The organism is Rathayibacter sp. AY2B7 (assembly GCF_002931635.1).
Lineage (GTDB): Bacteria > Actinomycetota > Actinomycetes > Actinomycetales > Microbacteriaceae > Rathayibacter.
The window spans coordinates 1-17,486 of the sequence record NZ_PSUC01000034.1 but is presented as its reverse complement, the minus strand read 5'-3'; the positions used below and the strand labels follow the sequence as shown (position 1 = coordinate 17,486).

Here is a 17,486-nt window from a genome sequence, read left to right as displayed (position 1 = left end):
GATATCGCCCGAGGGGATCCGCCCCGGCCCGCCACCCCTCTTCGAGTGCGGGCGAATCGAGCTTTCCTCCGCACCCTTCCGAGCACCTCCGCCGGTCCTAGCGTGACGCGCAGGTCGTCGATGCGGCCGGCTCGCCACCACCCCCAGGCGAGCGTTCGATCCTCGATCCGACGCCCAGCGGAGTGCCCCCATGTCCCGTGCCCGAACAGTCCTCCTCGTCACCGCCGCCCTCGTCGCGGGCCTGCTCACGGTGCCGAGCGCCGCGTCGGCCGCGACTCCCGGGACCACTCCCGTGACGGGCTTCGAGAGCGGCTCGGCCGCGCTCACGACGGTGACGGGCACGGCCTCCACGGCCGTCTCCGACGACAGCACGGAGGGCGACTCGTCGCTCGAGGTCTCGTACGACGTCACCGGGGGGCTCGCCGAGCTCGGCTTCGACCCGCTGCAGGCGCCCGTCATCCCCGCGCCCGCCTCGGCCCTGACGGTCGACCTCCGCGGCGACGGCTCCTACAACACCGTCTACCTGCGGGTCCGCGACACGAGCGGCGAGACCTTCGTGCACCGCGTCGACGCGATGCGCTCGACCCAGTGGCAGACGCTCACCGTCGACCTGACCGCGGAGCCGGTGGCCCGCGACGGCGGCGACGGCAACGGAGTCATGGACGCGCCGCTCACCGTGGCCGGCGTCCTCGTGGTCCGCAACGGCGAGCAGCCGCCGACCGGCACCTTCGCCCTCGACGACCTGCGCGCGGACACCACCGGCTGGACCCTCCCCGTCGCCGCGTCGACCTACGTCGCCGCCGGGGCGAGCGCCGCGCTCTCCTTCGACGCCGGATCCGCGGGCGACTGGGAGCTGCGGCTCGCGGACGCCGCCGGGCTCTCGCGCACCCTCGCCGGCACGGCCGCCGCGGCGGGACCCGTCGCCGTCGACTGGGACGGACGCGACGACTCCGGAGCCGCGATGACCGGCGACGTGCGCGTGGTGCTCCGCCAGGACGACTCGGCCGACGGCTCCCTCGGCGCCGCGACGACGACCGGCGTCCCGTTCCTGCTGACCCTGGCCGCGGCCGACGACCCCGACGCGACCTCGGTGGTCGAGGCCTTCGACGGCGGAGACGCCGGCTGGGGAGTCGCCACCGGATCCGCCACCCTGAGCCGCGCCTCCGCGGCCGGGGGCGGCGCGGCCGGCACCGAGGGCACCGACGCGCTCGCCGTCGACTACGACCTCACCGACGGCATGGCCGGCATCACGCGGACCGCTCCGCTCGACGTCGCCACCGGCCCGGTCACGGGGCTGAAGGTCGACCTCAAGGGCGACGGCAGCTACAACACGGTCTACCTCCGCGTCACCGACGCGAGCGGCGAGGCGTTCACCTACCGGATGGACGCGATGCGGCAGACCACGTGGACCACGGTGCCCATCGACCTCACCCAGGACCCGGTGCTCGCCGAGGGCGGCAACGCCGACTCCGTGCTCGACATGCCGCTGACGCTGACCGGCTTCTACGTCGTGCGCAACGGAGAGCAGTCCGCCACCGGCTCGCTCGTGCTCGACAACCTGCGCGCGGTGAGCAGCCGGTGGACGATGCCCGTCGCCGACACCGAGTTCCTCGTGCCGTCGGAGGGCGGAGTCGCCAGCCTCGCGTTCTCGGCCGCCACGGCCGGCGACTGGATGATCGTCCTCCGCGACGGCACCGGCCGCAGCCGCTCCCTCACCGGCACCCTCGCGGAGCCCGGCGAGACCGCCGTGCAGTGGGACGGGAAGGCCGACGACGGCCAGGAGATGGACGGCCCGATCCGCAGCACCTTCCTGCAGGACTCGACCCCGGACGGGCAGTTCTCCGCGTCGCGGACCCGCTCGGCGACTCCGACCCTGCTGACCGTCGCCGCGGCGCAGCCGTCGACGACCAGCGTGGTCGAGGGCTTCGAGGGCGCGGCGTCGGGCTGGAGCGTCGCGATGGGCTCGGCGGCGGTCTCGCGCACCAGCGCGCAGAAGACCCAGGGCTCCTACGCCCAGCGGATCGACTACGACGTCTCGTCGGGCCTGGTCGAGACGGTGCAGAGCACCCCCGCGACCGTGATCGCGAAGCCGGCCTCGTCGCTCCGGATCGACCTCAAGGGCGACGGCACCTACAACACCGTCTACACGCGCCTCCGCGACGCCTCGGGCGAGACCTTCACCTACCGGCTCGACGCGATGCGCTCGACGGCGTGGGCGACGATCGACGTCGACCTCACTGCTCCGGCCGCGCTGATCGAGGGCGGCGACGGCGACCAGGTGCTCGACTTCCCGGTGAAGCTCTCCGGCGTGATCATCGTGCGCAACGGCAGCCAGCCCGCGACCGGGACCGTCGTGCTCGACAACCTGCGCACCCTCGCCACCGGCTGGTCGCTGCCGATGGCCGCGACCGCGTTCTTCACCCCCGGCGCCTCGGCGACCACCTCGTTCTCCTTCACCGCGGCCGGCCCGGGCGACCACCGCCTCGAGCTGCGCGACAAGGAGGGGCGCCTGAAGACGATCACCGGGCGTGCGGCCGCGGCCGGCCCGGTCACCCTGACCTGGGACGGCTCGGACGACTCCGGGACCCGCATGCGCGGCGACGTCAGCGGCGTCTTCTCGCAGGACGGGACGGACGACGGCGTCCTCGCCTCGAACGCCACCCGCAGCGGGATGCCGCTCCTGCTGACCCTCGCCGAGATCGACGCGGACGCGAGCCTCGCGCAGTCCTTCGACTCCGCCGGGACCGACTGGGTGCAGGCCGCCGGCACCGCGACCCCCTCGACCTCGGCCACCCGCACGGAGGGCTCGGGCGCGCTGAGGATCGCCTACGACCTCTCCCGCGCGGACGCCGAGATCGAGACCGCGACGACTCCGGTGCCGCTGCTCACGCAGCCCGCGACCGCGCTCAAGGTCGACCTGCTCGGCGACAGCAGCTGGAACACCGTGTTCCTCAAGCTGCGGGACGCGACCGGCGAGATGTTCTTCTACCGCGTCGACGCGATGAGCCTCAGCCGGTGGACGACCGCGACGATCGACCTCCGGTCGCCCGCCGCGAACACCCACCTCGGCAACGACGACGGCGTGCTCGACTACCCGGTCTCGCTGGTGCGGATCAACGTGGTGCGGAACGGCGCCTCGGCCCCCGCCACCGGCACCGTCGTGCTCGACAACCTGCGCGTCCTCGACAAGGACTGGACGCTGCCGACCGCGAGCGCCGCGCGCTTCTCGCGCGAGAACGCCGCGACCACGACCGTCCGCTTCACGGCGGGCGGGCCCGGCGACTACGCCCTGGTGCTGCGCGACAGCGCCGGCCGCACCCGCACCTACGGCGGGACCGCCGCCGCCGCGGGCGAGATCACCGCGACCTACGACGGCACCGACGACAGCGGAGCCGCGATGGCGGGCAGCATCGCCGGCCGCCTCACCTGGGACACGACCGCCGACGGCGCGCTCTCGGGAGCCGCCACGGCGACCCGCCCCTACCTCACCGGAGTGAGCGCCCGGGTCACCGAGGCGTCGCCCACGTCGATCAGCGGCATCAACAGCTTCCTCACCGAGCAGGACTCGCCCGTCGAGGCCGACCGGCAGGCCGCCCTCCTCGAGGACGCGCAGGTGCGCTGGGCCCGCGAGGAGTTCGAGTGGAAGCGCGTCGAGCCGCGCAAGGGCTTCTACGACTGGGCGAAGTTCGACCAGGCCGTCGCGATCAGCCAGGCGCGCAACGTCGACATGATCGGCAAGCTCGCCTACTCGGCGCCCTGGGCCTCGTCGGCCCCGGCCGGCACCGCGGCGGAGGACGCGCAGTACTACCCGCCGCGCAGCAACGCCGACTTCGCGTCGTACGCGGCGGCGACCGTGGCCCGGTACAAGGACCGCGTGCACGTCTGGGAGGTGTGGAACGAGCCGAACACCGACTACTACTGGCGCGGAGGCGCCACGGCCGGCCAGTACGGCGAGATGCTGAAGGCCGCGTACACGGCGATCAAGGCCGTGGACCCGACCGCGACCGTGCTGGTCGGCGGGCTCGACCAGTTCAGCGATCCGTTCATGGCCGGGGTGCTGGCGGCCGGGGCCGGTGACTCCTTCGACGGACTCGCGATCCACACCTACACGGTCGACGGGGCGCCGGAGACCGGAGCGATCCCGACCTACCTCGACGCGGCGCAGAACTTCCTCACCCGCAGCGCGCCGGGCCGGAGCCTGTGGATCACCGAGGTCAGCTGGGCGACCTGCACCACCTGCGTCGGCGCCACCAGCGAGGCCGATCAGGCGTCGTACCTCTCGCGCTCCTACCTCGACGCTGCGGCCCGCGGGATCAAGGCGATCGCCTGGTACAACCTCGTCGGAGGCCCCGACCCGCAGGCACCGCTGGACACCTTCTCGGTGACCGAGCGCTCCGGCCGGCAGAAGCCCGCGTACGCGGCGCTGAAGGAGGTCGGCGCGGTCCTCGCGACCGGCACCGCGGTCGGCCGGGCGAGCGCGACCGCCTCCGCCTCGCCGGTGACGGTCGACGACCTCTCCTCCACGAGCGGATGGGCCGTGGCGCCGATCGGCGGCGGGACCGCCTCGTTGGCCGCGACGTCGACCGGCTACTCCGGCTCGGGCGCGCTGAAGCTGACGTACGACTTCTCCGGCGCCTCGAAGGGCGCGCAGCTCCACACCTCGCGCACCCTCCCCGGCTCGCCGACGGCGGTCTCGGTCCGGGTCAGCGGCGACGCGAGCACCAGCCCCGTCTACCTGAAGCTGCAGGATGCGACCGGGGAGACCTTCCAGGGCCTCGTCGGCAACGTCGGCGGCTCGCCGTGGCAGAAGATGACGCTGTTCTCGGACGGGCTGAACGCCAACTACACGCACTCCGGCGGTGACGGCGACGGGGTGTGGGACTACCCGGTGAAGCTCGTGGACGTCTTCGTCTACAAGGCGATGTCGGGCGTCTCCGCCGGCACGGTCTCGATCGACGACGTGACGGCCGACTACGGAGTGAACCTGCACGGGACGGTGCTGCAGACGCCGACCGAGACGGTGCAGGCGCTCTACACCGCGGGCCCGTCGACGGCCTCGGTGCAGGTCTCGGGAGCGACGGCGTCGATCCGGACCACCGCGGGCAGCACGGCGCTGACCGTCGCCGACGGCCACGCGACCGCGACGCTCGGCCGAACGCCGGCGTTCGTGGTCTCGGCGCCCGCGGTGACCCGCCCCGGCGGCACGACGACGCTCGACTGGATGACCGGCGACGGTGCGACGACCAGTGTCGCGGTGCTCACGGCGTCCGGCGCAGTCGCGAAGCAGCTGACCTCGTCGATCCGCCACCCCGCGGGTCGGCAGACCCTCGCCTGGGACGGACGCCTGACGAACGGCGCCGCCGCCCCGGCCGGGTCGTACAGCATGCGCATCACGACGACGACGCTCGACGGGCGCGCCAGCGTGCAGAAGGTCGCGTTCACGCAGCCCTGATGCGGGCCGCTGCGGGACGGCCGCTCCTCGACTGTCCAGAAGTTGTCGCACTCGGGTGTCGAGTGCGACGACTTCTGGACAGTGGGGGAGCGGCGGCCGGCGCTCAGAGGGCGGCGAGGATGGCCGCGGCCGTCGCGGCGTCCGTCACGAGCGTGTTGATCAGCGAGCCGCGGACGGCGCCGATGATGCTCGCGGTCTTCTCGGCCCCGACCGCCACGCCCACGGCGTGCGGCACGGCGGCCAGGTCCTCGCGCGAGACGCGGACCATCCGGTCGCTGCCCGGGAACTCGAGGGCGCTCCCGTCGGCATGGAAGAAGTTGAGGCAGACGTCGCCCGCCGCGTCGTCGAAGAGGCCCTCGTCCGAGGGCAGGCCCGACGACAGGTTGTCGCGCGTCGCCGTCGGTGCGCCGATCCCGAGCAGAGCGCCCTTCGCGGTGCTCCACAGCTTCCGCACCTCGAGGAAGGCGGGGTCCTCCTCGAGGCCGGAGCGCATCGCGGGACTCGGGAACGACTGGGCGAAGAGGAAGCTGGACCGCGCTCCGCTGGCTTCGGCGGCCATCCGGGTGATCTCGTTGGTCTGGAACCAGGGCTGCGGCTCCGCCTGCCCGCCCACGGCCGGGACCATGGTGACCCCGGGGAGCCGGGGGAGCAGGCCCGACCGGGCGATGTCGTGCACGGTCCGGCCGAGGGACATCAGCAGGGCGTCGCCGCTGCGCAGCTCCATCTCGGCGAGGGCGGCGGCCACGGGGACCGCGAGGTCGCGGCCGAGCGTGGAGGCGTGCGTGACCGCGGCCAGGTGGACGGAGCGGAGCCCCAGGGCGTCGCGCAGGGCGTCGGCCGTGCCGGCGGTCGCGTCCTCGAACGGGTCGACGACGGTGATGCGCACGAGGCCGAGCCGGCGGGCCTCCGCGATGAGGCGGCTCACCGTGGGGCGGGAGACGTCGAGGCGGGAGGCGATCTCGACCTGGGTGGCGTCCTCCACGTAGTACATCCGCGCCGCCTGGAAGACGACGTCGAGCGGGAACCTCTCGTTCCGGGACGACGGGGAGGGCGGAGTCACGTGCGACATTCTCTCCTGTTCCCGGCCGCTCCGCAGAGGGGCCGTCGGCCGCGACCGCCGGCCCGGAGGGGGGCCGGGCCGGCGGTCGCGGACGTCATTCGGTCGGGATCACTCCGAGAGGGTGAAGGGCTCGGTGACCTTGTCGGCGTTGTCCTTGGTGATCAGGATGCAGTCGAAGGCCTGCTTCTCCTCCGAGGCGCCGGTCTCGCCGGTGCGGAGGAAGGAGTCGGCCTGCTTGACGGCCTCCGCGGCGAAGGTCGCGACGGGCTGGAGCACGGTGTACTGCAGCTCGCCGGCCTTGACCGCGTCGATCGCGTCGGGGGAGCCGTCGAAGCCGCCGACCTTGACCTGGTCGAGCTTGCCCGCCTCCTTGAGCGCGGCGATCGCGCCGAGCGCCATCTCGTCGTTGCCGGAGATGACGCCGGTCACGTCGGGGTTCGCCTGCAGGATCGACTGCATCTTGTCGTGGCCCTGCGTGCGGTCCCAGTTGCCGACCTGGTTCGCGACCTCGACGAGGCCGGGGTACTGCGAGATGACCGTGGCGTAGCCGTTGGAGCGGGTCTGCGCGTTGTTGTCGGAGGGGGATCCGAACAGCTCGGCGTAGTTCCCGGTGTCGCCCACGTCGGCCACCCACTGCTGGGCGCCGAGCGCGGCTCCCTGCGCGTTGTTCGAGACGAGTTGCGCCTTCGCGAGCCCGGTCTCGTTGATCTCGGCGTTCACGAGGATCACCGGGATGCCGGCGGCGTCCGCCTTCTTCACCGCTCCGACCGATCCGTCGGCGTTCGCCGGGTCGAGGATGATCGCGACCGACTTGTTCGTGATGGCCGTGTCGATGAGCGTGCTCTCGGTGTTCGTGTCGCCCTTGGAGGCGCCCACGTTCGCGGTGTAGCCCAGCGACTCCGCCTCGGACTTCGCCACATCGCCCTCGGTCTGCCAGTAGGGGTTGGCGGGGTCGTTGACGATGATCGAGATCAGCCCGCCCTCCGAGGAGCCCGTGCCCGCGGAGGACCCGGAGGAGGAGGCGCCCGAGTCGGAGGAGCATCCGGAGAGGACGAGGGTGAGCCCCGCGCCCGCGGCGAGCACCGTTGCCAGCTTGCGGTTCATTGTTGTTCCTTTCACTGTGGTCCGATCGGCGGTGGCCGATCGAGGTCTTCTCGGGCGGATCGGCCTAGGCGGCCGGGGTGCCCGATGTCTGGGGGACGGGCAGGGGTGCGCCCGAGTCGGAGGCGGGCCGCGGGCCGGAGCCGGCCCCGCCGCGCCGGGGCCTCCCGCGGTACTGCACCGCGTTCAGCAGGACGGCGAAGACGATCACCGCGCCGGTGAAGACGGTCTGCCAGTACGACGAGACGCCGATGATCACGAGGCCGTCGGAGAGGAAGCCGATGACGAACGCGCCGAGCAGCGTGCCGCGGACCGTGCCGACTCCTCCGGTGAGCGCGGCGCCGCCGATCACGACGGCGGCGATCGCGGTGAGCTCGTACGAGCTGCCGGCGGTGGGGCTGGCGCTGGTGAGCTCGGAGGAGAGGATGAGCCCGGCGATCGAGGCGAACAGGCCCGACAGCACGTAGACGCGGACCTTCACCCGCTTCACCGGGACGCCCGAGAGCTCGGAGGCGCGCTCGTTGCCGCCCGAGGCGTAGAGCCAGCGGCCGAACACCGTGCGGTTCAGGAGCAGGCTGACGACGACCGCGACGACGATCATGATCACGACGCCGATCGGCAGGCCGAGCAGGCGGTTGAAGCCCAGCCAGTCGAATCCGGTGTTGCCGAGCTCGGGCTGCCCCGCCAGATCGTTGTAGGTGAGCCCGTCGGTCATCAGCAGGCCCACGCCGCGGACGACGTAGAGCATGCCGAGGGTGGCGACGAACGGCGCGACCTTGAACCGCGCCACGAGGACGCCGTTGACCAGGCCGATCAGCGCTCCGGCTCCGCAGGAGAGCACGACGACCACCCAGAGAGCGGGGTAGAGCGTCACTCCGCCGATCTGCACCCCCTGCATCAGGAATCCGGCGATCACGCCCGAGAAGCCCAGGGTGGAGCCGACCGAGAGGTCGATGCCGCCGTTGAGGATGACGAGGAGCATCCCGATGGCGAGGATCGCGTAGACCGCGACGTGCGAGGACATCGTGAGGAGGTTGCCGACCGTGAAGTAGTTCGGCGAGAGGATCGAGAACACGACGATGATCGCGATCAGGGCGAAGAACGCGCGCCCCTGCAGCAGCAGTCGGCCGAGGTCGAACCCGTCCTTGAAGAGCGCGGGGCGTCGCTGCCCGGTCGCGGTGGAGGTCATTGAGGGCTTCCGTTCGGTAGTGGTCACGAGATCACGGCCTCACCGGAGGCGGCCATGATGTCTTCTTTGGAGACGTCCGAGCCGAACTCGGCCGAGATCCGGCCGCGGCTCATCACGACGATCCGGTGGGCGATGCTCAGGCACTCGCCCACCTCGGAGGTGGTGTAGACGACGGCGAGGCCCTCGCGGGCGCGCTCGGCGAGGAGCTTGAAGACCTCGGCCTTGGCGCCGATGTCGATGCCGCGGCTGGGCTCGTCGAGGAGGATGACGTCGGGGCGGGTGGCGAGCATCTTGCCGATGACGACCTTCTGCTGGTTGCCTCCGGAGAGGGAGCCGATCATCGCCTCGCCGCCCGCGGTCTTCACGTGCACCGTCCGGATGGAGTCGGCGACGAGGTCCGCCTCGCGGCGGGGGGAGAGGAAGAGGCCCCTCACGAAGGAGCCGATGCTCGCCAGCGAGAGGTTCCGCCCGACGGTCATGGTCTGCACCAGGCCGTCGCGCTGGCGGTCCTCGGGCACGAGGCCCAGGCCCGCGTCGATGCGCTGCGCGATCGACATCCCGGCGAGGTCCCGGCCGTCCTTGGAGACGGTGCCGGCCGTCACGGCGGTGCGGCCGGCGACGGCCTCGAGCAGCTCGGTGCGCCCCGCCCCCATCAGTCCGTAGAGGCAGACGATCTCGCCCTTGCGGACGTCGAGGTCGATCCGGTCGACCACGTCGCGGCCGGGGACGGACGGGTCGGCGACGCTCACGCCGCGCACCGAGAGGGCGACGTCGCCGAACGCGTAGCCGGTGGGCGGGGAGCCGAGGTCGAAGCCCTCGCCGACCATCGCCCGCACGACCCAGGCGAGGTCGATGTCGGCGGCCGGCGCGGTCGCGGTGACCGAGCCGTCGCGGAGGACGACGGCGTGGTCGGTGATCTCGAGCGCCTCCTCGAGGTGGTGCGAGATGTAGACGATCGAGACGCCCCGGGCGGTGAGGTCGTGGATGACGGTGAAGAGCACCTCCACCTCGGCGGCGCTGAGAGCGCTGGTCGGCTCGTCCATGATCAGGATCCGCGCGTCGACCGAGAGGGCTCGGGCGATCTCGATCAGCTGCTGCTGGCCCAGGCGGAGGTCCGAGACGAGCGTCAGCGGGTCGATGTCCTCGCCCAGCTCGTCGAGGACGGCGCGGGCACGGCGGGCCTCCTCGGCGTAGTCGACGCCGGAGGGGCCGGTGATCTCGCGGCCGAGGAAGATGTTGTCGCGCACCGAGAGGTTGGGGGCGAGGCTCAGCTCCTGGTGGATGATCGAGACGCCGTGCTCGCGGGCGTCGACCGTGTCCTCGAAGGCGACCGGGACGCCGTTCAGGACGATCCCGCCCGAGGTGGGCTGCTCGACTCCGGACAGGATCTTCATCAGCGTCGACTTCCCGGCGCCGTTCTCGCCGAAGAGGGTCGTGACCTGGCCGCGGTGGACGGAGAAGCCGACGCCCTTGAGCGCGCGGGTGGCTCCGTAGGTCTTGACCACGTCGACGGCCTCGAGCACGACCTCGCCGATGCCGGCGACGGGGGCCGGCGCGCTCACTGGACCACCAGCTCGGACGGCGTGACGAGCCACCCGGCGGGGTTGATCAGCTGGAAGGCTCCGGTCACCTGGATCGTCCTGCCCTCGAGCGCGGTCGTGTCCACCGGGCCGAGGACCGTGGTCTTCAGCTGCTCGTTGAGGGCGCTCGCCGCGTCCTGGTAGGCGATCTGGTTGGTGAACTGGCCGAACTCGATGGTGCCGGTCGCGTCGCGGAGGTCGGTGCCGTTGATCGCCGGGCCGGTCTGCACGCGGATGAGCACGTCGGCGGGGACGCCCTCGACGGTGACGGGGTAGATGCCGTTCTGTCCTGCGCCGACCGTGCCGGTGAAGGTGGTCGAGAACTCGGGGCCGGTGCCGCCCGGGACTCCGTACTGCGCGGCGGCGGCGGTGCTGTCGGCCGCGATCGCCGCGGCGAGGGTGGGGGCGTCGACCGCGCGCTCGGCGATGCCCTCCTGGACGACCGGGAAGTTCTCGGCGGCCCACGCCTCGGCGGAGAAGGCGGCCGGGCCGGCGCCGAGGTCCGAGTCGGCACCGACGACCTTGGTGCTGAACGCCATCGCGGCGATCGCCACGACGACGACGCCGCCGAGGATCAGCGTGCGGCGCGGGAGGCGGCGCGCGCCCCGGGCCGGGACGGCGCTCATCGCCGCACCGCCGTGATCGGCGAGCGCCCGCCGATCGGGAGCCGGCTCGGGGCGGGAGGGAGTGCACGCATCATCGCGGAGGTCCATTCACTGGTCGGGGAGTGCTGCAGCGACGACGTCCGGGGGGCGGCTCCGTCGCTGCGGGAGACCGAGCGCGTCGGCCTCCGAAGAAGAAATTATGTTCACCACACAATTTCCGCAAGGTCCGAGACCGGATTGCTCCTCGATCCGCAGGCCGGATCCAGGAACAGAAATTCTGTTCTTGACAACTGTTCCGGATCGCGTAGGTTCTGGAAGGCCGCGACGAAGCGGCCCCGCAAACCGACGGAGGCTCCCCCATGACCACCACGACCCCTTCCCCGCAGACGCTGGGAGACACCGGCTCCGACGTGCCCGACACCATGCGCGCCGTCGTCGTCCACGGCCCGGAGGACTACCGCCTCGAGACCGTGCCCGTGCCGGTCCCCGCCGAGGGCGAGCTCCTGCTGCGCGTCGACGCCGTCGGCGTCTGCGCGAGCGACCTGAAGTGCTACCACGGCGCCGCCAAGTTCTGGGGCGACGAGAACCGCCCCGCCTGGGCCGAGCGCGACCGGATCGCCGGACACGAGTTCGTCGGCACGGTCGTCGCCGGCGACGACGCGGCACTCGCCAAGCGCGGCGTCGCGCTCGGCGACCGCATCGCCTGCGAGCAGATCGTCCCCTGCTGGGAGTGCCGCTACTGCCTGATGGGCGCCTACTGGATGTGCGGACCGCACGACATGTTCGGCTTCAAGGGCTTCGACGGCGCGATGGCCGAGTACGTGCGGGTCCCGACCCGCGCGCTCACCCACCCGGTCAGCCGCGACCTCGCCCCGCAGGTCGCCGCGTTCTGCGAGCCCCTGTCCTGCGCGATGCACGCGGTCGAGCGCGGCGGCATCACGTTCGACGACGTCGTCGTCATCGCAGGCGCCGGCCCGATCGGCCTCGGCGCGATCGCGGGCACCCGCCAGAAGAACCCGAAGCTCGTCATCGCCCTGGACATGAGCGACGACAAGCTGGCCCTCGCCACCAAGGCGGGCGCCGACATCGTGATCAACATCACGAAGCAGGACGCGGTCGCCGTCGTCAAGGAGCTCACCGGCGGCTACGGCGCCGACGTCTACATCGAGGCGACCGGGCACCCGTCGGCCGTCTCGCAGGGCCTCAACCTCCTGCGCAAGCTCGGCACCTACGTCGAGTACTCGGTCTTCGGCTCCAACGCCTCCGTCGACTGGTCGATCATCAGCGACGACAAGGAGCTCAACGTCCTCGGCGCCCACCTCGGCCCGAACTGCTGGCCCGCCGCGATCAAGCTGCTCGAGAGCGGCGTCCTGCCGATGGACGAGATCTGCACGCACCAGTTCCCGCTGGAGCAGTTCCAGGAGGCGCTCGACCTCGTCGCCGACAGCGCGGGAGGGTCGGTCAAGGTCTCCATCGTGCCGTCGCTGACCGAGGCGGTCGTCGCGGCGGACGCGCGGAGCTGACCCGCATGACGACGATCTACGACGATCCCGACGAGTTCGCCGAGGACCAGCTCGCCGGCTTCCTCGCCCTCTACGCCGACCGACTCCGAGGAGTGCCGGGAGGCGTCGTCACGCACCGCACCGAGGGCGCCGCGCCCCAGGTGGCGGTCGTGATCGGCGGCGGTTCCGGCCACTACCCCGCCTTCTGCGGCACCGTCGGCCCGGGCCTGGCGACGGGCGCCGTGGTGGGCAACATCTTCACCTCGCCCTCCGCGGCGCAGGCGTACTCCGTCGCGAAGGCGGCCGACCAGGGCCGGGGCGTGGTGTTCAGCTTCGGCAACTACGCCGGCGACATCATGAACTTCGGCATCGCGGCCGAGCGCCTGCGCAAAGAGGGCGTCGACACCCGGATCGTCGTGGTCACCGACGACATCGCGTCAGCCGAGGAGATCGAGAGGCGCCGCGGCATCGCGGGCGACTTCTCGGTGTTCAAGGCGATGGGAGCCGCGGCCGCGGAGGGTCTGACCCTCGACGAGGTCGAGCGGGTGGGGAACGCCTGCAACGCCGCCACCCGCACACTCGGCGTCGCGTTCTCGGGCTGCACGATGCCCGGTGCCGCCGAGCCGCTGTTCAGCGTGCCGGAGGGGCACCTCGGCCTGGGACTCGGCATCCACGGCGAGCCGGGCATCCGCGACGTCGAGCTGCTGCGCGCCGCCGATCTGGCCGACCTCTTCGTCGACCGGCTGCTCGCCGACCGGCCGGAGGGAGGCGCGACCCGCGTCGCTCCGATCCTGAACGGGCTCGGCACCACGAAGTACGAGGAGCTGTTCCTGCTCTGGCGCCACATCGCGCGGCGCCTCGAGGAGGCCGGCGTGCAGACCGTCGAGCCCGAGGTCGGCGAGCTCGTCACGAGCCTCGACATGGGCGGCGTCTCGCTGACCCTGCAGTGGCTCGACGACGAGCTGGAGCGCTTCTGGCGCGCCGACGCGTACACGCCGGCGTACCGCCGCGTCGCGGCTCCCGTCGCCGCCCTCCTCGTCCCCGCGAGCGGCGCCGACGCCGAGGCCGGAGCGGAGGAGTCCGCCCCGCCGGCGACCGCCGCCGCCGTCGCCCTGGCCGCAACGGTGCGCGAGGCGCTCGCCGCCGTCCACGAGCTGCTGCGGCGCGAGGAGGAGACGCTCGGCCGGATCGACGCGGTCGCGGGAGACGGCGACCACGGCCGCGGGATGCTCAAGGGCATCGGAGCCGCGACCCGGCGCCTCGACCGGATCGACGGGGGTGCGGGCGGAGCCTGGCTCCTCTCGCGCGCCGGCCAGGCCTGGGCGGAGCAGGCCGGCGGCACGTCCGGCGTGCTGTGGGGGGCGGCGCTCGAGGCGCTCGCCGCCTCGCTGACGGACTCCCGTGAGGAGTACCCGCCCGCCGCCGTCGTCGACGGCGTCGACGCCTTCGCGGAGTCGATCGTCGACCTGGGGCGCGCGAGCGAGGGGGACAAGACCATGCTCGACGCCCTCCTCCCGTTCGCCCGCACCCTGCGGGAGCGCGTTCACTCGGGCTCCCCGCTCGTCGAGGCGTGGCGGGAGGCGGCCGGGACCGCCGTCGCCCGCGCCGCGGCGACGGCGGACCTGCGGCCGAAGGTCGGACGCGCACGACCCCTGGCCGAGAAGAGCCTGGGCACACCGGACGCCGGAGCGACGTCGATGGGGATGATCCTGACCACGGTCGGGGACGTCCTCGGCGCGCGCGCGTCCGCGAGCAGAGGAGTACCGGCATGAGCCGCACCTACCGGATCGTCGTCGGATCGGACGACGCGGGCTTCGACTACAAGGAGGCGCTGAAAGCGGATCTCCTGGCCGACGACCGCGTGTCGCTGGTGACCGACGTCGGCGTGGACGCCGCGACCCACACCGACTACCCCGACATCGCGGTCACGGCCGCCCGGATGGTCGCCGACGGCGCCGCCGACCGCGCGCTGCTGATCTGCGGCACGGGGCTCGGAGTCGCGATCGCGGCCAACAAGGTGCCGGGGATCCGCGCGGTCACCGCGCACGACTCCTTCTCGGTGGAGCGCTCGGTGCTCTCCAACGACGCGCAGGTGCTGTGCATGGGGCAGCGGGTGATCGGACTCGAGGTCGCCCGGCGGATGGTCCGCGAGTGGCTGGGCTACGAGTTCGATCCGTCGAGCGCGTCGGCGGGCAAGGTCGCGGCGATCTGCGGGTACGACGGCAGCGCGCCGGTCGGGGTGGACGCCTGAGGGCGGGGAGGGCCCGCGGGCGGGATCAGTCCCGGCCGCGCCGTCCGAGGCGGTGCACGGTGTCCCGGGTCTCGCGGTAGAGCCGGCGGTAGTCGGAGTAGGCCTCGTCGTGGAACGCGGCGGTCGCCGGATCCGGACGGAGCCTCGCCGACGGCGGGTTCCACGCGTCGATGTCGACCTCGGTCACGAGCCCCGCGGCGAGTACGGCCGAGCCGTAGGAGGCTCCGATCGACACCGTCGGGATCACCTGCTCGAGGCCGCAGACGTCGCTGACGATCTGCGGCCAGAGCGGCGTGGACGCTCCTCCGCCCGCCCCCACGAGGCTCTCGACCGGGACGCCGTGCGCGGTCAGCACATCGAGGTGGTGCCGCACGGCGTAGGCCGTCGACTCGAGGACGGCGCGGTAGAGGTCGCCGCGGGTGTGCGAGAGCGAGAGCCCGATGATCACGCCGCGCGCCTCGGGATCGGCGATCGGGGAGCGCTCGCCCGCGAAGTAGGGGAGCGCGAGCAGCCCGTTCGCCCCGGTCCCGGAGCGCTCGGCCTCGTCGAGGAGCTCGGCCCGGTCGGCGCCGGTGAGCCGGCGCACCCAGTCGGTGACGGCGCCGGAGGTGGCCGTGCCCCCGGCGGCGGTCGGCTCGCCGGGCCCGGCGCCGACGGTCGTCCACAGGCCGTCGAGCGGAGCGGGCTCGGCCATCGGCGCGACCAGGAACATCGTCGTCCCGTACTGCAGGAACACCCGGCCGGGGCGCCGCTTCCCCGCGCTCAGCGACTCCGACCACGCGTCGATGCTCCCGAAGACGACCGGGACGCCCTCGGGCAGCCCGGTCTCCGCGGCGGCCCGCGGGGTCACGCGGCCCGCGGTGTCGCCGGGCCAGCCGAGCCTCGGCAGCGCGAGCCCGGGCGCGAGCAGCTCGGCCCACTCCGGGATCCAGGCCTCCGCCGTCACGTCGTAGAGCGGCGTGCACTGGCTGGCGGAGTGGTGGTCGAGGACGTACTCGCCGGTCAGCAGCTCGACGATCCGCGAGGAGGGCATGGTGAAGCGCGCGGCGCGCGCCCAGAGCTCCGGCTCCGAGCGCGCGGCCCACGCGAGCTTGAGCCCGGCGGCCTGCGCCGAGAGCCCCGAGCCGGTCCGCGCCCGCATGGCGCTCTCGCCGCCCAGCAGCGCGTGCACCTCATCGATCAGGCCGACCGCGCGGGTGTCCACGCCGTAGAGGATCGCGGGGCGCAGCGGCCGGCCGTCGGCGCCGGTCAGCAGGACGCACGGCCCCATCCCGCTGACGCCGACGGCGACCACGTCGGACCCCGGCGCGGCGGCCCTGAGCTCGGCGGCCAGCCCGCGGAACTCGTCCCACCAGACGTCGGAGTCCATCTCGACGAGCCCGCGGCCGGGCCGGTCGACGGAGTGGGCGCGGGACGCCTCCGCGACGACGGCGCCGTGCGCGTCGACCAGGACCGCCTTGCTGCTCGAGGTGCCGATGTCGACTCCGAGGACGACCTCCACGCTGCGACCTCCCTCGGCTCCGGCGGCCGCGGCCACCGCCATGGAGCTTACGGGCGGGCCCGGTCGTCCTTCCCGCCGTCGCGCTCTCCGGGAGCGTCCTCCCGGAGGATCCCGAGGAACGCGGCGAAGGCGCCGTGCGCGTCGACCGAGTCGTCGAGGAGCCACTGCAGCTGCAGTCCGTCCATCACGGCCACGAGGAGCGCGGCGGCGTGGTGGGGCGGGAGGCTCGCCCCGTCCCCGGAGCCGGCCGCCTGCTCGAGCTCCTCGCTGTACATCCCGCGCACCCGCGCGTAGCGCTCGAGGAAGAAGGCGTGGGCCGGGTGGTCGCGCGCGACGGCCTCGCCGGAGACGGTCGTGAACACCTCGGTGATCGACGGCTCCTCGAGCACCTGGTCGAAGAGGGAGCGGAGGGAGTCGAGCAGCTCGTCGCCGCGGGTGTGCGCGTGCTGGTCCGCGTGCTCCCGGTCGCGCTGCTCCAGCACGGCGATCAGGAGCTCGTCCTTCGTGGCGAAGTGGCGCCGCAGCCCCGTGAAGGTGATCCCGGCCTCCTCCGCGATGCCCCGCATGGAGGCGCCGCTGAAGCCGAGCTGCGCGAAGACGCGTCGCGCGGCGCTGAGGATGTTCGCGCGCTGGGCCGCGGACTTCGCGTAGGGCCCGCGCGCTCCGGTGCTCGCCACGAGGTCAGCATACGCATTTCGGCCAAAATGTTGCACGTGAGCTGTTTTGTGGGTTAGCTTCTCGCTGTTCGACGATGACGCGGATTGGATCGCCATGGCCCTCACCCCCCAGCACCGACCGATGACGGCCCTGGCCGACACCTGGATCGGGGTCAACTTCTGGTCCCGCGCGGGCGGACCCCTGATGTGGCGCTCCTTCGATCCGGAGCTCGTGGCCGAGGAGCTGCAGACGGTCGCCGACCACTCGCTGACGATGACGCGCTCGTTCTTCTTCTGGCCCGACTTCCACCCGGAGCCGTACCGCATCGACGAGGACCTGTGCGACTCCTTCGCGACCTTCCTCGACCTGCACCTTGCAGCAGGGCTTCGGACCATCCCCACCTTCCTCGTCGGCCACATGTCCGGCGAGAACTGGGACCCGGCCTGGCGCAACGGGCGCGACCTGTACCAGGACGTCTGGATGGTGGGCCGCCAGGCCTGGTTCATCCAGGAGATGACGCGCCGCTTCGCCGAGCACCCCGCGGTCGCCGGCTGGCTGATCTCGAACGAGATGCCCCTCTACGGCGGC

General features: G+C 72.7%; 11 protein-coding genes and 1 pseudogene. 5 read left to right on the top strand and 7 right to left on the bottom strand.

The window, feature by feature from the left end; all coding sequences use genetic code 11:
* Positions 1-190 precede the first annotated feature (190 nt).
* The gene (locus tag C5C27_RS07900; protein ID WP_104314066.1) at positions 191-5,452 is read left to right on the top strand and encodes a FlgD immunoglobulin-like domain containing protein; all 5,262 of its coding nucleotides are present in this window, start codon (positions 191-193) and stop codon (positions 5,450-5,452) included.
* Positions 5,453-5,555: 103 nt separating this feature from the next.
* Here the strand turns inward: C5C27_RS07900 and C5C27_RS07895 are convergent, their stop codons facing one another.
* From C5C27_RS07895 to C5C27_RS07875, 5 genes are all read right to left on the bottom strand, one after another.
* A complete protein-coding gene (locus C5C27_RS07895; RefSeq protein ID WP_219813144.1) occupies positions 5,556-6,512 on the bottom strand; it encodes a sugar-binding transcriptional regulator in 957 nt (318 codons plus the stop codon).
* 108 nt (positions 6,513-6,620) lie between these two features.
* A complete protein-coding gene (locus tag C5C27_RS07890; protein ID WP_104237983.1) occupies positions 6,621-7,616 on the bottom strand; it encodes a D-ribose ABC transporter substrate-binding protein in 996 nt (331 codons plus the stop codon).
* A gap of 64 nt (positions 7,617-7,680) precedes the next feature.
* The gene (locus C5C27_RS07885) at positions 7,681-8,802 is read right to left on the bottom strand and encodes an ABC transporter permease (protein ID WP_104237982.1); all 1,122 of its coding nucleotides are present in this window, start codon (positions 8,800-8,802) and stop codon (positions 7,681-7,683) included.
* A 23-nt stretch (positions 8,803-8,825) separates the two neighbouring features.
* The gene (locus C5C27_RS07880) at positions 8,826-10,364 is read right to left on the bottom strand and encodes a sugar ABC transporter ATP-binding protein (protein ID WP_104314064.1); all 1,539 of its coding nucleotides are present in this window, start codon (positions 10,362-10,364) and stop codon (positions 8,826-8,828) included.
* Complete coding sequence (locus C5C27_RS07875; RefSeq protein WP_104238018.1) at positions 10,361-11,008, bottom strand: DUF2291 family protein; 648 nt, start codon at positions 11,006-11,008, stop codon at positions 10,361-10,363. Before C5C27_RS07875 ends, C5C27_RS07880 begins: the two co-directional genes overlap by 4 nt.
* Before the next feature lie 338 nt (positions 11,009-11,346).
* Between C5C27_RS07875 and C5C27_RS07870 the strand changes: the two genes are divergently transcribed.
* The 3 genes from C5C27_RS07870 to C5C27_RS07860 are packed head-to-tail and all read left to right on the top strand — an operon-like array spanning position 11,347 to position 14,740.
* Positions 11,347-12,510 (top strand): zinc-binding dehydrogenase, encoded by a 1,164-nt coding sequence (locus C5C27_RS07870; protein ID WP_104237980.1) that lies wholly within the window; start codon positions 11,347-11,349, stop codon positions 12,508-12,510.
* Between the two features lie 5 nt (positions 12,511-12,515).
* On the top strand, positions 12,516-14,261 hold the full coding sequence (locus C5C27_RS07865; protein WP_104237979.1) for a dihydroxyacetone kinase family protein: 1,746 nt from the start codon (positions 12,516-12,518) through the stop codon (positions 14,259-14,261).
* A complete protein-coding gene (locus C5C27_RS07860) occupies positions 14,258-14,740 on the top strand; it encodes a ribose-5-phosphate isomerase (protein ID WP_104237978.1) in 483 nt (160 codons plus the stop codon). Before C5C27_RS07865 ends, C5C27_RS07860 begins: the two co-directional genes overlap by 4 nt.
* 25 nt (positions 14,741-14,765) lie before the next feature.
* Here C5C27_RS07860 and C5C27_RS07855 read toward each other — a convergent pair whose 3' ends face one another.
* Both C5C27_RS07855 and C5C27_RS07850 read right to left on the bottom strand, forming a co-directional pair.
* On the bottom strand, positions 14,766-16,241 hold the full coding sequence (locus C5C27_RS07855; RefSeq protein ID WP_258066551.1) for an FGGY-family carbohydrate kinase: 1,476 nt from the start codon (positions 16,239-16,241) through the stop codon (positions 14,766-14,768).
* A gap of 47 nt (positions 16,242-16,288) precedes the next feature.
* Positions 16,289-16,918 (bottom strand): TetR/AcrR family transcriptional regulator, encoded by a 630-nt coding sequence (locus C5C27_RS07850; RefSeq protein WP_219813143.1) that lies wholly within the window; start codon positions 16,916-16,918, stop codon positions 16,289-16,291.
* 94 nt (positions 16,919-17,012) lie between these two features.
* Here C5C27_RS07850 and C5C27_RS07845 point away from each other — a divergent pair.
* A pseudogene (locus C5C27_RS07845) lies at positions 17,013-17,486 on the top strand (hypothetical protein); the annotation flags it as partial.

Excerpts from the sequence above, each read along its gene's own strand:
- C5C27_RS07885 (WP_104237982.1), bottom strand. The coding sequence starts at position 8,802 with ATGACCTCCACCGCGACCGGGCAGCGACGCCCCGCGCTCTTCAAGGAC.
- C5C27_RS07865 (WP_104237979.1), top strand. The coding sequence starts at position 12,516 with ATGACGACGATCTACGACGATCCCGACGAGTTCGCCGAGGACCAGCTC.
- C5C27_RS07875 (WP_104238018.1), bottom strand. The coding sequence starts at position 11,008 with ATGAGCGCCGTCCCGGCCCGGGGCGCGCGCCGCCTCCCGCGCCGCACG.
- C5C27_RS07860 (WP_104237978.1), top strand. The coding sequence starts at position 14,258 with ATGAGCCGCACCTACCGGATCGTCGTCGGATCGGACGACGCGGGCTTC.
- C5C27_RS07890 (WP_104237983.1), bottom strand. The coding sequence starts at position 7,616 with ATGAACCGCAAGCTGGCAACGGTGCTCGCCGCGGGCGCGGGGCTCACC.
- C5C27_RS07900 (WP_104314066.1), top strand. The coding sequence starts at position 191 with ATGTCCCGTGCCCGAACAGTCCTCCTCGTCACCGCCGCCCTCGTCGCG.
- C5C27_RS07870 (WP_104237980.1), top strand. The coding sequence starts at position 11,347 with ATGACCACCACGACCCCTTCCCCGCAGACGCTGGGAGACACCGGCTCC.